General features: G+C 66.3%; 12 protein-coding genes and 1 pseudogene. 2 read left to right on the top strand and 11 right to left on the bottom strand.

What is annotated here, in order from left to right; translation table 11 throughout:
• Positions 1-15: 15 nt before the first annotated feature.
• Together fabF and GO308_RS05055 are read right to left on the bottom strand one after the other, a co-directional pair.
• Positions 16-1,275: a beta-ketoacyl-ACP synthase II gene (fabF, locus tag GO308_RS05060; protein ID WP_240884238.1), complete on the bottom strand. Its 1,260-nt coding sequence runs from the start codon at positions 1,273-1,275 to the stop codon at positions 16-18.
• A 124-nt stretch (positions 1,276-1,399) separates the two neighbouring features.
• Positions 1,400-1,636, bottom strand: coding sequence for an acyl carrier protein (locus GO308_RS05055; protein ID WP_066479272.1), 237 nt, complete (start codon positions 1,634-1,636; stop codon positions 1,400-1,402).
• Between the two features lie 150 nt (positions 1,637-1,786).
• Here GO308_RS05055 and GO308_RS05050 point away from each other — a divergent pair, with 150 nt between their 5' ends.
• Positions 1,787-3,031, top strand: coding sequence for a glycosyltransferase family 87 protein (locus GO308_RS05050; protein WP_240884236.1), 1,245 nt, complete (start codon positions 1,787-1,789; stop codon positions 3,029-3,031).
• On the opposite strand, the gene fabG is transcribed toward GO308_RS05050, so the two are convergent.
• From fabG to GO308_RS05005, 9 genes and pseudogenes are all read right to left on the bottom strand, one after another.
• Positions 2,985-3,725 (bottom strand): 3-oxoacyl-[acyl-carrier-protein] reductase, encoded by a 741-nt coding sequence (fabG, locus tag GO308_RS05045; RefSeq protein ID WP_240884234.1) that lies wholly within the window; start codon positions 3,723-3,725, stop codon positions 2,985-2,987. The two genes, GO308_RS05050 and fabG, sit on opposite strands and share 47 nt — an antisense overlap.
• Positions 3,725-4,156, bottom strand: a pseudogene (locus tag GO308_RS05040) (GxxExxY protein). Before GO308_RS05040 ends, fabG begins: the two are co-directional and overlap by 1 nt.
• 47 nt (positions 4,157-4,203) lie before the next feature.
• Positions 4,204-5,139, bottom strand: a complete 936-nt coding sequence (gene fabD, locus GO308_RS05035; protein ID WP_240884232.1) for an ACP S-malonyltransferase — start codon at positions 5,137-5,139, stop codon at positions 4,204-4,206.
• A 93-nt stretch (positions 5,140-5,232) separates the two neighbouring features.
• The gene (locus GO308_RS05030; protein WP_066479260.1) at positions 5,233-6,372 is read right to left on the bottom strand and encodes a cobalamin-independent methionine synthase II family protein; all 1,140 of its coding nucleotides are present in this window, start codon (positions 6,370-6,372) and stop codon (positions 5,233-5,235) included.
• Positions 6,373-6,413: 41 nt separating this feature from the next.
• Positions 6,414-7,250 carry an alpha/beta hydrolase gene (locus GO308_RS05025; protein WP_240884230.1) on the bottom strand — a complete coding sequence of 279 codons (837 nt, stop codon included), beginning with the start codon at positions 7,248-7,250 and terminating at the stop codon, positions 6,414-6,416.
• Positions 7,251-7,291: 41 nt separating this feature from the next.
• Positions 7,292-7,834 carry a VOC family protein gene (locus tag GO308_RS05020; protein ID WP_066479256.1) on the bottom strand — a complete coding sequence of 181 codons (543 nt, stop codon included), beginning with the start codon at positions 7,832-7,834 and terminating at the stop codon, positions 7,292-7,294.
• A 66-nt stretch (positions 7,835-7,900) separates the two neighbouring features.
• On the bottom strand, positions 7,901-10,099 hold the full coding sequence (locus GO308_RS05015; RefSeq protein ID WP_240884227.1) for a TonB-dependent receptor: 2,199 nt from the start codon (positions 10,097-10,099) through the stop codon (positions 7,901-7,903).
• A 194-nt stretch (positions 10,100-10,293) separates the two neighbouring features.
• On the bottom strand, positions 10,294-11,100 hold the full coding sequence (locus tag GO308_RS05010; RefSeq protein ID WP_240884225.1) for an IclR family transcriptional regulator C-terminal domain-containing protein: 807 nt from the start codon (positions 11,098-11,100) through the stop codon (positions 10,294-10,296).
• A 69-nt stretch (positions 11,101-11,169) separates the two neighbouring features.
• On the bottom strand, positions 11,170-12,318 hold the full coding sequence (locus GO308_RS05005) for a CoA transferase (RefSeq protein ID WP_240884223.1): 1,149 nt from the start codon (positions 12,316-12,318) through the stop codon (positions 11,170-11,172).
• A 119-nt stretch (positions 12,319-12,437) separates the two neighbouring features.
• Between GO308_RS05005 and GO308_RS05000 the strand changes: the two genes are divergently transcribed.
• Positions 12,438-13,229 (top strand): citryl-CoA lyase, encoded by a 792-nt coding sequence (locus GO308_RS05000; protein WP_240884221.1) that lies wholly within the window; start codon positions 12,438-12,440, stop codon positions 13,227-13,229.
• The last annotated feature ends 95 nt before the right edge of the window (positions 13,230-13,324 follow it).

Raw genomic sequence — 13,324 nt, 5'->3', positions numbered from 1 at the left:
CACTCTATCCGGCGATCAGATCGCCCGCATCACCAGGCTGGCGTTGGTACCGCCGAAACCGAAGCTGTTGTTGAGCACCGCCTTCACCCGCCGCTCCTTGGCGACGTGCGGGACGAGGTCGACGCCTTCGCAATTCTCGCTCGGGTTATCGAGGTTGAGCGTCGGCGGCACGATCTGGTCGCGCATCGCGAGGATGCAGAAGATGCTCTCCACCGCGCCGGCCCCGCCGAGCAGATGGCCGATCGCCGACTTGGTCGAGCTCATCGACATCGTCTCGATCGCGTTGCCGAACAGGCGACGCACCGCGCCCAGCTCGAGCTCGTCGCCCAGCGGCGTGGACGTGCCGTGCGCGTTGACATAGTCAATATCGGACAGGCTGAGGCCGGACTTGCGCATCGCCATCTGCATCGCGCGGAACGCCCCCGATCCCTCGGGATGCGGCGCGGTAACGTGATAGGCGTCGCCCGACAGGCCATAGCCGATCACCTCGGCATAGATTTTCGCGCCGCGCGCCTTGGCGCGCTCATATTCCTCGAGCACGATGACGCCTGCGCCTTCGCCCATGACGAAGCCGTCGCGGTCGCGGTCATAGGGGCGGCTGGCACGCGACGGATCGTCGCGAAAGCCGGTCGACAGTGCGCGCGCCTGGCCAAAACCGGCAATGCCGATCGGACAGATCGCGCCCTCCGCACCGCCCGCCAGCATGACATCGGCGTCGTCCATCGCGATCATCCGCGCGGCGTCGCCGATCGAATGCGCGCCGGTCGAACATGCGGTGACGACCGCGTGATTTGGGCCCATCAGCCCGTATTTGATGCTGACCTGGCCCGAGATCAGGTTGATCAGCCGGCCATGGACGAAGTGGGGCGACACGCGCTTGGGTCCGCGTTCGGCCAGCACCAGCGATTCGCTCTCGATGCCCGGCAGGCCGCCGATGCCCGACCCGATCGAGCAGCCGGCACGCAGCCGGTCCTCCTCGGGCATGTCGGTCAACCCGGCATCCTCCAGCGCCTGGCCGGCGGCGTCGATGCCATAGACGATGAATGGGTCGACCTGGCGCTGCACCTTGTGGTCGACACGCTTGCCGGGATCGAAGCCATATTCATGGTCGGCCGGCTTCACTTCGCAGGCGTAGTTGGTGTGATAGTCGGTCGCGTCGAAGCGCGTGATCGTGCCCGCGCCGGATTTCGACGCGATCAGGTTCCGCCATGCGGTTTCCACTTCGGCCCCCAGCGGGGTGACCAGACCCAGACCGGTCACGACAACACGGCGCATCCCGATTCTCCGTCCTTCAATCCAGTAACGACAAACGGCCCCCCGCCCCTGATTTGCCCGGGTGCGGGAAGCCGTCTCATGTCATCCCGGCCCGTATCGGGGCCGGGGTCAATCCGTTCCGCGCTCAGCCCTGATGGCTGTCGATGTAGCTGATCGCGTCCTTGACGGTCGTGATCTTCTCGGCGGCTTCTTCCGGAATCTCGACGCTGAATTCTTCCTCGAACGCCATCACCAATTCGACGATGTCGAGGCTGTCGGCGCCCAGATCGTCGATGAAGCTCGCATCCTCGGTCACCTTCTCGGCTTCGACACCGAGATGCTCGACGACGATCTTCTTCACGCGATCGGCAGTCTCGCTCATTCCCTGTTCCTCTTCAATCTGGCTAGAAACTCGGAATCGCACCTAGAACGCCGTTGGCGCGGTGGCAAGTCCCGCCGCCCAGCCCGGGGCAATCGGCCGACAAAAGCGGCGGTTTGCCATCCGTTAACCCTGGTCGGTCATATTTGTCGGGTGACGGGGGCATTGGACAGGATTGCGGACGGTCGCTGGCTGACCGCGCAGCGCGCACGGCGGCTGGCGCTCGTGTCGTTCGCCGTCACCACGGCGTCGCTGCTTTCGCTGCTAATCACCGCGTCGGGCACGCTCGACTGGATGGGTCGCCCGATCGGGACGGACTTTTCCAATGTCTATGCTGCCGGACGGATGGCGCTGGATGGCCATGCCGCCGCCGTCTGGGACTGGCCGCAACACTATGCCGCTCAACAGGCACTGCACGGGCGCGCCGACGTGCCCTTTTACGGCTGGCACTATCCCCCGCCCTTCCTGATGGTTGCGGCGCTGCTCGCGCTGATGCCCTATCTCGTCGCATTGGTCGCGTGGCAGGGGGTGACGGCGGCGCTGGCACTTGCGGTCGTGCTGCGCGTCGCGCCGGGACGCTGGACATTGCCGATCGCGCTCGGTTTTCCCGCCGTGTTCGTTTGCCTGGGGCATGGCCAGAACGGTTTCCTGACCGCCGCATTGCTCGGCGGCGCCATGCTCGCACTCGACCGCCATCCAAACCTCGCCGGGGTGCTGATCGGCCTGATCGCCTACAAGCCGCAATTCGGCTTTCTGCTGCCGCTCTTGCTGATCGCCGGCGGGCAGTGGCGCGTGGCATGGGTGGCGACGCTGACCGTGCTGACGCTCTATGCCGTGCCGATCGTCGTGCTCGGGCCGGACGTGTGGCCCGCCTTCGCGACCTCGATCGGCCTGACCCGCGACGTCGTGATCGGCGAGGCGCAGACCGGCCCGGCGAAGATGATCACGCCCTATGCCGCCATCCTGCTCAACGGCGGTTCGGCGGGGCTTGCCTGGAGCGTCCAGAGCACCGCCATAGTCCTGGCCGCCGCGCTTGTCGTGATGGCGGCCCGGGCGCCCGCCCCGCTGCGCGGCGCGGTCGTCATTCCCGCGGTGCTGATCGCCACCCCCTATGCGTTCGATTACGACATGGTTGCGCTCGGCATGGCGATCGCCTTTCTGGCGGAGCAGGCCCGGCGCTACGGCTGGCGACGCTATGAGCGGTCGGCGCTTGCGCTTGCCTATGCGGCACCGCTGATCGGCCGGCAATTCGCGGAAGTGAGCGGCGTGCCGCTCAACCTCATCGCGATCGTCGCGGTGCTGCTGATCGCCACGCGCCGGCTGATGACCGCCGGAAGCGTCGCGCCGCGGCTTACAGCATCGCCATACCGCCATTCACGTGCAGGGTTTGCCCGGTAACATAAGCCGCCTCGCGGCTGGCCAGATAGACCGTCGCGGCTCCGACATCGTCGCCCTCGCCCAGCCTGCCCGCCGGGATACGCCCCATCAGCGCATCCTTTTGCGCATCGGGCAGCGCATCGGTCATCGCCGAACGAATGAAGCCCGGGGCCACGCAATTGACCGTGACGTTGCGGCTCGCCAGTTCCTGCGCCAGCGCCTTCGACATGCCGGTCAGCCCGGCCTTCGACGCCGCATAATTGGCCTGGCCGGGATTGCCGGTCGCGCCGACCACCGAGGTGATCGAGATGATGCGGCCGAACCGCGCCTTCATCATCGGGCGCGCTGCGGCACGGCAAAGCCGGAACGCGGCCTCCAGGTTGACGCGGATCACCTGGTCCCATTCCTCGTCCTTCATCCGCATCGACAGGTTGTCGCGCGTCACGCCGGCATTGTTGACGAGGATGTCGAGCCGCCCGCCCAGCGCCTCGACCGCCTGGGGCACCAGCGCGTCGACCGCCGCTACGTCGGACAAGTCACAGGCGAGCGCGACGTGATCGCCACCCAGTTCGGCGCGAAACGCGTCGAGTTTGGCCACGTTCGAACCCGAAAGCGCCAGCCGTGCTCCCTGCCCCGCCAGCGCGCGCGCGATCGCCGATCCGATTCCCCCCGATGCGCCGGTCACCAGTGCGGTCATGCCAGACAAATCGAACATCATTCACTCCTATTATTCTGATTCACGCAAAGGCGCGAAGACGCGAAGGCGATGTGATTGTTGACGATCCGTCGCACACCTTCCTTCAAGGTCTCCCCGCCGAAGTTGACGCGAAGGCCGAGCGATCGCCCCGTAAGACGGAGATAAGTCAGCAGCTGCTTCGCATGGACCGGACTTAATCACTCGAGCGACTTCACCTCGACGATCAGGGCATCCTCAACGAGAATGTCGATTCGAAAGGCGGCCTCGAAATGTAGCTCTTCAAACTCGATGCTGATCGGCACTTGCCGCGTTACTCGATAGCCTTCGCGTTCGAGCGCCTTCGCCAGCACGGTCTCATAAACGGTCTCCAACAGGCCCGGACCAAGCTGACGATGAATGCGCAAGGACGTATCCACGACGGCGGTGGCGAGATGCTCGACATCAATCATCGAGACGCCTCTTAGCGCCTTCGCGCCTTTGCGCGATTCCTCTTTTTCTAAAGCCGCTTCAGCAGTTCCTCGATATCGGCCATCGACACCACGCTGACGCAATCCAGTTCGGGCGCGGTGCGCTTGACCATGCCGGCCAGCACCTTGCCGCCCAGCTCGACGAGGTGGGTGACGCCGCCCGCATGCATCGCCAGCACGCTTTCGCGCCAGCGCACCATGCCCGTCACCTGCTCGACCAGCAGCGTGCGGATCGTGTCCGCATCGGCGACGGGTGCCGCGGTCACATTGGCATAGAGCGGGACCAGTGGCGCGCGCAGGTCGGCATTCGCCAGCGCTTCGGCCATCGCATCGGCGGCCGGCTGCATCAGCGGCGAATGAAAGGGCGCGGACACGGGCAGCAGTACCGCGCGCTTGGCCCCGAGGCCCTTGGCAATCGGGAGCGCGCGCTCGACTGCGGCGTGAACGCCAGAAATCACCACCTGCCCGGGATCATTGTCGTTGGCGACCGCCAGCACATCGCCCTGCGCGGCTGCGTCGGCGATTGCGCGCGCCTTGACAAGGTCGGCGCCGAGCAGCGCGGCCATCGCGCCTTCGCCGACCGGCACCGCGGCCTGCATCGCCCGGCCGCGCAGCTTGAGCAGGCGCGCCGTCGTCGACAGGTCGAGCGCGTCCGCCGCGCACAATGCGCTATACTCACCCAGGCTGTGGCCGGCGACGAAATCGGCCTTTTCGGCGAGGCGGACATTGCCCTCGCGCTCAAGCACGCGCAGCACCGCGATGGCATTGGCCATGATCGCGGGCTGGGCGTTTTCGGTCAGGGTCAGGTCCGCCCCTGGCCCCTCGCACATCAACCGGAACAGGTGCTGGCCGAGCGCATCGTCGACTTCCTGGAAGACCTCGCGCGCCGCCGGGCTGGCGTCGGCGATCGCCTTGCCCATGCCAACGGCGTGGCTGCCCTGGCCCGGAAAGATGAATGCGCGCATGTGATGCTCCCGTTCGACTGGCCGGTGCGGTTAGGGCCGAACCGCCCCCGGGTTCAAGTGCGAAGCGACGCGGTGCCGATGCGCGAAGCGATTTCACCAATAGCGTGATGATGCGATCCGGGCGCCCTCGCTCAACGCCGCCAGCTTCGCCCAGACCAGGTCGGGTTCGACCCCGCCCGATCCGACATGGATCGAAAAGCCGCAATCGACCCCGGCCATCACGCTGTCGCGCCCGACCAGATCGGCATAGCGACCGATGCGCTGGGCGATCAGCTCCGGATGCTCGATATAGTTCGACTGGCATTCGATGACGCCGGGGACCAGCACCTTGCCCTCGGGCGGCCGCACATCCTGAAACACGGTATATTCGTGCGCATGGCGCGGGTTTGCGGCCTCGAACAACAGGTAGCGTGGCCGCGCCTCCCATACCCGATCGATGATGTCGGCGAGCGGCACATCGCAATGGTGCGGCCCCGGGTAATTGCCCCAGCATAGGTGCATCCGCAGCTGTTCGGGCGGGATGTTCGCGGTCGCGCGGTTGATCGCCTCGACATGCAGCGCCATGCGGTCGCGGAACTGGGTGAGGGTCAGATCGGCATATTGGGTGTGCCGGCCCATCGCCAGGTCGGGGCAGTCGATCTGCAGGGTGATCCCGGCCGCCGCGATCGTCTCATATTCATGGCGCAGCGCATCGGCGACCGCGAACAGATAGTCTTCGTGGCGATCGTAATAATCGTTGCGGAAGAACAGTGTCGTCACGCCCGGCGACGCCGCGCTCATGAACGGCCGGTGGCCCGGATGATCCGCCAGCACCGCATTGAGCCGCTGTGCGTCCAGCCGCGGCGCCTCCATGTCCTTGACCGTGATCGGCGCGTCGCACGCCGGGGTGCGGCGATGCTTGCGGCCCGGATCGTCGAAAATCCGTGCCTTGGTGGCGGGAAAGTCCTCGATGTCCTGAAAGACGTAGCTCGTCCCGGTGCCGCCGAACCCGGTCAGCCGATCCTTGATATAGGTCGCATAGCTCGGCTTCGACATCTCGCCGTCATTCACGATGTCGATGCCCGCCTCCACCTGCCTGGCGACGATCCGCCGGGTCGCATCGTCGATCGCGTCAGCGACCGCGGCGGGATCGAGCGGCAACCCGTCCTCGCGCGCGAACATGATCGACACCAGCGCCTCGGGCCGGGGCAAGCTGCCGACGTGCGTGGTCAGGAAGCGGTCAGGCGAAGACATGGCGGGCTCCAGTCATGCGGGGAAGAGGATTGGGGGCGGGTTCAGGCGGCGGCGTGGTGCGCGGCGGCGGTGAGCAGGAACGCCTTCACCTCGGCATTATAGGCTTCGGGGTGGGTCATGTTGCACAGGTGGCCGGCTCCGGGAATCAGGACGGCGCGGCCATCCGGCGCGCAGCTGCCCGCCGCCTGCGTCACCTGCCGCCGCCACGCCGTATCGCGCGCGCCCGTGATCGCCAGCACCGGCATCGGCAGGTCGCGCACATCGTCCCGCCCCGCGCCGGGTGCGCCCGGGCCGGCCGGCGCGATCAGGTCGCGCGCGTCATAATCGACCAGCATGGCCATGCATCGATCCCGGCTCGCCCCCGACAGGCCCGCCATCAGCGCATGGCGTTGCCAGTGCGCGCGGAGATCGCCCAGCCGCCCGGCGCGCGCCCAGCGCGTGTAGCTGTCGAGCGGAATGCGCTCGTCCTCCGGCCCGGTATCGGGCACGTCGGCAAGCGAGATTCCCTGCAGCACCAGCGCCGCGACGCGGTCGCGATAGTGGCGCGCGCAGAGGATCGCGGCGCTGCCTGCCTGCGACATGCCGATCAACGCGAAGCCATCCAAACCCAGCGCGTCGGCGATCCGCACAATGTCGTCGCCTTCATGCGAGGGCGCAAAGGGCGCAGTCGACTGGCCGAAGCCGCGGCGATCCAGCGTGACCATCTGGAACCTGGACGACAGGGCACCATGCTGCGCGGCCCACATCCGCCGATCGAGCGTCCAGCCGTGCAGGAGGATCAGCGCCGGCCCCGTTCCCGACACCTCGACCGCGATCCGGCCGCCCGCGACGCCGACCCATCGCGTCACGCCGCCCAGCCGGGCTTCCGGCCCGCTCACCACGCCACGCCGGGCGGCTCAGCCAGCGCCGAGCGCACCACTCATGCCGCCTCGACGTGGCGGAAGCGGTTGTTGTTCGAATGGTCGCCGGCCAGCCAGCGTTCCAGCTCGCGGTGCGCCTTCGCGCGCAGTTCGGGTTCGTCCGCCAGCGCCTCGGGCGCGTCGCAGGTGAATTCCAGGATCATGTTGTTGGGATCCTTGACATAGACCGACCGGCAATAGCCGTGCTCGAGCACATAGGTCTGCGGCTCCACGATGCCTGCCGCGGCGATCCGCCGCTCGATCTCGGCCTGCGCGTCGACATCGACCTGAAGCGCGATGTGGTGGAACGGCGATTCCGGGATCGGCGGGCTGAATTCGTCGGCGTCGGCCGGGTCCGCGAACTGGAAAAAGGCGAGCGCGCTGCCGTCCTTCATCGCGAAGAAGCAATGGCAGTAGACGCGCTCCTTCCCGAACAGCTCGTCCTTCTCGCAATAGGTCGCGACCAGCGGGAAGCCGAGGACGTCCTCATAAAATGCGCGCGTCTTTTCGAGATCGCGGGTCGTGTAGGCGGTGTGGTGCAATCGGTTGACCAGGATCGTCATCGGCTCGGCTCCCTTGCTCCGGAACCGGCCGCCGCGTGTGAAGGGGACCACGCGGCGGCCGGCAAGTCAGAATTTGTACGTCGCTTCCATGCCATAGATGCGCGGCCGCGCCTTGAACACGAAGCCACCCGGCGAGAATTCGGCATTATAGCGTTCGTCGAACAGATTGTCCGCAAAGCCCGTCAGCGACCAGGCACCGCCGTCGATCGTCAGGCGCGCATTGACGAGATCGACCGGATCGCGGCTGGTCGAATTGGGGACGTCGAACCAGGTGCGGCCGGTACGGCTGTAATCGACGCGCAACCGTCCCTTCAGGTCACCCGCACCCAGCCGCGTTTCGTACTGCGTGCCGAGGTTGATCGAATAGCGCGAGATGAACGGCGCCTCGTTGCCGATCACGGTCGGGTCCGGAAACGCCTTGATCTCGCTATAGGTGACGCCGAGCCCGAAATTGATATCCAGCCCGCGCGCGGGGCGGAGCGTGCCGTCGACCTCGAAGCCTTTCAGCCGCACCTCGGGCACATTGCCCAGGTTCTGCGTCGAGTTCGCCGCGAGAAAGACGAAGAAATAGCCATTCTCCGACTTTGTCGTATAGGCGCTGGCATTGAGGGTCAGCACCCGGCCGAACAGCGTCGATTTCGCCCCGATCTCGAACGTGTCGGCAGTCTCCGCCTCATAGATGTCGGCAACCCCGACCACGCCCGTCCCCGCCGCGACCGCGCCCACGCCGGTCTGATTGAACCCGCCCGACCGGAAGCCGCGGCTGTAGCCGCCATACAACGTCACATTGTCGACCGGCTTGTAGGTCAACGTCACCTTGGGCTGCCAGGCATCGAACGTCTCGCGCCGCACCTCGCCCGTCGTCCCGGCGGGAAAGCCGGGCACGACCGGAATGAACCCGGGCGGCGTCAGCGTCGTGTTGCGGCGACGGTCGCGGTCGTAGCGCAGCGACGCGTCGATGCGCAGCGCGTCCGAGAATTTGTACCCCGCATTCGCATAGATCGCCCAGGCGAAATTGCTTTGCGAATCCGCCAGGAAGGAGAATTGCGGGTTGGCCGGATTGGTGCTGGGCGTCCGGAACACCGGGAACACCCCCGCCCCGGTATCGATCATGTTACCGGTCGAGATATAGCGATTGGTGTCGATGAAATAGCCGCCCACCGACCATTCGAACGCGCGGCCGGTCGGCGACTGGATCCGCAGGTCCTGACTGATCGCTTCCACATCCAGAAACTGGCTCTGGTTGAGGTCGAAGCCGAAGATCGCGAAGAACAGCGATTCGGGGATCGGCAGGAAGTTGAAGGCGTCGCCGGTCAGAATTTCGCTCAACGTGTCATAGGACGTGACCGAGGTGATCGAGCCCCAATCGGCCTCGTAATCGACCTTGGCCGAGACGTTGTAGATGTCGCGGTCGTTCTGGCCGGCGTTATTGACCCGCACCGGCAGGCTGGTGTCGTTCACGTCGGCGACGATGTTGTAATAGAGCGCCTGGGTCCGCAGCAGCGAGAGCGAGGCGCGCAGGTCGACGGTCAGCTCGGGCGTCGGCGTCCACAACAGCTTGCCGCGCAGCGAGATGTCCTCGAGCGGATCGGCGTCCTCGCCCAGGAAGGTGTTGGGGATATAGCCTTCGGTGTCGCGATACGACCCCGACAGGCGGAAACGCAGCGTGTCGCTGATCGGCCCCGAGACGCCGGCGCGCAGCGTGTAGCCGAAACCATTGTCGATGCCGGCGAATACGCGGCCCTCGAACTGGTCGGTCGGCTGCTTGGTGTTGATGATGATCGCGCCGCCGATCGCGTTGCGGCCGTAAAGGCCGCCCTGCGGTCCCTTCAGCACCTCGATCTGCTCGATATCGAACAGCTCCTGGCTGAACTGGGCGGCATTGACCTGCTGGACACCATCGACGACCACCGCGACCGAGGGTTCCGAATTCCGGTTCTGGGTGATGCCGCGGATGATGACGAAGGCGTTACCCGCATTCTGCGTTTCGATCAGCTGAACGTTCGACGTCAGCCCGATGAAGTCGGCCGCCTTGTCGATCCCCGCATCCTCGATCAGGTCCGCGTTGAAGGCGGTGATCGCCGCGGGCGTGTCCTGAAGCTTCGCGTCGCGCCGCAACGCGGTGACGACGATTTCGCCCTCCTCAGCGGCGGGTGCGTCGGCGGCAGGGGTTTCCTGAGCCTGCGCGTAAGCGGGCTGGATTGCCGCGATCAGCATGGCCGGCATCGACGCCGCCCAGAATGCCCTTTTCGAAAGTGCCCGCATGCGCCTGCTCCTCTCCCCGAGATCGCCGGGCATTATGTCATCGCGCCCACAGGCACGCCCCGGTCCTGTTCGCGACGCTAAGCACTTCGATTGTCGAAGTCAACTTCGATATACGAAGTTTTGGCAATATCGGACTAGCGTCGAGCCGGGGTGACCGGCTCAATCGATTGCCATGTGGCGGTCTGGTGAAGAGGCTATTGGAGCGAGCGGAGAAGCGTCGGCCAGCGTTGCAGCGCAGCGCCGATTTCGATCGCCGCCTCGCGCAGCAGCGGCAGGCGGGTCCGCACCAGCTCGTCCTGCGAAATCCGCGTCGTCGAGGTCGAGCAGTTGATCGCTGCGATTGCGCGGCGGCTGGCATCGAACACGGGGACCGCGACCGACACGATGCCGTAGTCGAGCTCGTCGAGCGCGGAATCATAGCCATTCGCCAGGACCTGATTCAGCCGCGCCCGAAGCGCGTCGCGATCGGTGACGGTGCGTTCGGTGAAGCGCTGGAAATCGGTCGTCGCCAGGAATTTGGCGATCGCGTCCTCGGGCTGGCATGCCATCAGCACCTTGCCGAGCGAGGTCGCATGGAGCGGAAAACGCGTGCCGACCGTCGCACCCAGGCGAATGTGTCGCTGGGTCGAGACATGCGCGACATACAGGATGTCGGAACCGGACAGTACCGCCATCGATGCGCTGTCGCCTGTAATGTCGCGCAGGTTCTGGAGCGGCGGCAGCACGACCTGCTCGACGTTCATCGACGACAGATACGCGGTGCCGAAGGACAGCACCTCGGGCCGTAACAGGAACTTGCGACCGTGCTGGGCGACATAGCCGAGCTGGACCAGCGTGTTGAGGCACCGCCGCGCAACCGCCGGACTCAGCCCGGTCGCGGCCGCCACCTCGCTCAGCTGCATTTCCGGGCGCGCGGCGTCGAACGACCGCAGGACCTTCAGGCCGCGATCGAGGGTGGAGAGATATTCGCCGTCCTTGGCCGGCCGCACGGGCTTTTCCATGATGCCTTCCGCGCTAGCCGGGCGCGCTGCGGCAGGCAAGCTGCCCGCGCCGAACCCTGCCCGGATGCCTCATTCCGCCGCGTCGGCGCGGTGGCGGTCGCCAAGCAGCTCGTCATTGTGCTGGCCCAGCACCGGCGGCGCGGTGACGCTGCGCATCGTCTCGCCGTCGAAGCTGATCGGCGAGCGGATGGTGCGAAACCGACCATGCGGGCCCGACGGATCCTCGACGCAGAGGCCGAGATCCACCGCCTGCGGCGTTGCCACGACCTCGGGCGCGGTGTGGACCGCGGAATGCGGCACTTCGAACTGCGCCAGGACTTCGCACCATTCGGCGCGGGGACGCATGGCAAAACGCGGCGCGAGGAACGCCGCGACCTGCTCGTAATTGGCGATCCGCGCGTCGCGGCTGGCAAATTCGGGTCGCGCCAGCATGTCCGGGGCGCCGATCGCTTCGGCAAGGCTTTCCCAGAATTTGGGCGGCGAAGACATGTGCAGCGCGATCCAGCTGCCGTCGGCGCACTGGAAGACATAGGATTGCGACACGTTCGGCCGACTGTACGGGCCCATCACCTCCCCTTGCGAGAAATAATGGGTGAAATCGTCGAGGTTGAAATGCGTCATCGCCTCGAACATCGACAGTTCGACCAGGCGTCCCCGCCCGGTGGTCGTCCGCTCGTGCAAGGCCGCGAGCGCGCCCTGTGCGGCATAGAAGCCCGTGATCGCATCCGCCAGCGCCGGTCCCACGACCCGCGGGTTCGCCGGGTTGAGCAGCAGGCGCAGAAAACCGCTCGCCGCCTGTGCAACGGTGTCGAACGCGGGGCGGTCGCGGTCCGGGCCGCTCGACCCGAAGCCGGAGATCGACACATAGATCAGCCGCGGGTTGATCGCGCGCAGGCGATCGGGATCGACGTTCAGCCGCTGGGCGACGCCGGGCCGGAAATTTTGGATGAAGATGTCGGCATCCGCGACCATCCGGTCGAATGCGGCCAAGTCGTCAGCGTCGCGCGTGTCGAGCGTGATCGATCGCTTGTTTCGGTTATAGGTCTGGAAATGCGGGCTATACAGCCCGCCCCGGAACGCCCGGAACGGGTCGCCGCCATCCGGCCGCTCGACCTTGATGACATCGGCACCCAGATCGGCCAAGAGCATTCCCGCCGCAGGGCCCGTGATGAACGTGCCCATTTCCAAGACGGTGACGTTGGCGAGCGGCGTGGCCATGTTGACATCTCCTGACCCGATAAGCATAGAAAGTTCGATATACGAAATCAACTTCGCATTACGAAGTTTTGTGAGATCGAAAAGTCGGCAATGCCCGGCCAAGGCTGAGGAACCCAGCGATGCGTATCGGGAAACAGGACGCGCCCTTTTCCGCCATCTGCACGTCGGATGCCGAACGGATCACCGTTCGCGGCCGCGACCTGTGCGGCGAACTGATCGGCAAGGTCGACTTCACCAGCTACTTCTGGCTGCTCGTCACCGGCGAGATGCCGACGGCGACCCAGAAGTTCTTCGCCGACGCGGTACTGGCGGCGATTGCCGAACACGGCCTGGTACCCAGCGTCGTCGCGGCGCGCATGACCTATGCCGCCGCGCCCGAGGCGTTTCACGGCGCGGTCGCCGCCGGGTTGCTGGGCTGCGGATCGGTCGTGCTGGGCAGCGCGGAGGTCGCCGGCCGCTTCTATGCCGACCTGGTCGCGCGTGCAGCCGCGGATGGGGAAGGCGTCGACACGGTGGCGGCCGCGGGCATCGCCGAGCTTCGCCGCGACAAGCGCGCGATCCCGGGCTTCGGCCATCCCCAGCACAGCAGCGGCGATCCGCGCGCGAACCTGCTGCTGGCGCTGGCGGACGATCATGGCCTGGCGGGACCGCACATCGAAATGCTGCGCGCGCTGCACGCAGCGCTGCCGGCGGTGCTGGGCCGCGCGCTGCCGATCAACGTCAACGGGGCGATCCCGGCGGTGATGCTCGACGTCGGCTTCCCGCTCGGCGCGCTCAAGGGCATTTCCCTGCTGGCACGCACCGCCAGCCTGATCGGCCATCTTCAGGAGGAAAGCGAGCGTCCGATCGGCTTCATCCTGTCCGGCGCCGCGGCACGCGCGATCGAATATGACGGGCCCGCGCCTGCCTGAGCGGCGCGCTTGCCTTTTGCCCCCAAATCTGTATGAGCGCCGTTCCCGGGCTCGCGGCATCGCGCCGTCGGCCCGGACAAGCTTGAGACGACAGC

The sequence above is a fragment of the Sphingomonas sp. SFZ2018-12 genome (assembly GCF_022496715.1).
GTDB lineage: Bacteria > Pseudomonadota > Alphaproteobacteria > Sphingomonadales > Sphingomonadaceae > Sphingomonas.
Note: the sequence above shows the minus strand (reverse complement) of the source record. Positions and strands in the feature narration are given on the sequence as shown.

Excerpts from the sequence above, each read along its gene's own strand:
- fabF (WP_240884238.1), bottom strand. The coding sequence starts at position 1,275 with ATGCGCCGTGTTGTCGTGACCGGTCTGGGTCTGGTCACCCCGCTGGGG.
- GO308_RS05055 (WP_066479272.1), bottom strand. The coding sequence starts at position 1,636 with ATGAGCGAGACTGCCGATCGCGTGAAGAAGATCGTCGTCGAGCATCTC.
- fabG (WP_240884234.1), bottom strand. The coding sequence starts at position 3,725 with ATGTTCGATTTGTCTGGCATGACCGCACTGGTGACCGGCGCATCGGGG.
- fabD (WP_240884232.1), bottom strand. The coding sequence starts at position 5,139 with ATGCGCGCATTCATCTTTCCGGGCCAGGGCAGCCACGCCGTTGGCATG.
- GO308_RS05030 (WP_066479260.1), bottom strand. The coding sequence starts at position 6,372 with ATGTCTTCGCCTGACCGCTTCCTGACCACGCACGTCGGCAGCTTGCCC.
- GO308_RS05020 (WP_066479256.1), bottom strand. The coding sequence starts at position 7,834 with ATGACGATCCTGGTCAACCGATTGCACCACACCGCCTACACGACCCGC.
- GO308_RS05015 (WP_240884227.1), bottom strand. The coding sequence starts at position 10,099 with ATGCGGGCACTTTCGAAAAGGGCATTCTGGGCGGCGTCGATGCCGGCC.
- GO308_RS05010 (WP_240884225.1), bottom strand. The coding sequence starts at position 11,100 with ATGGAAAAGCCCGTGCGGCCGGCCAAGGACGGCGAATATCTCTCCACC.
- GO308_RS05005 (WP_240884223.1), bottom strand. The coding sequence starts at position 12,318 with ATGGCCACGCCGCTCGCCAACGTCACCGTCTTGGAAATGGGCACGTTC.
- GO308_RS05000 (WP_240884221.1), top strand. The coding sequence starts at position 12,438 with ATGCGTATCGGGAAACAGGACGCGCCCTTTTCCGCCATCTGCACGTCG.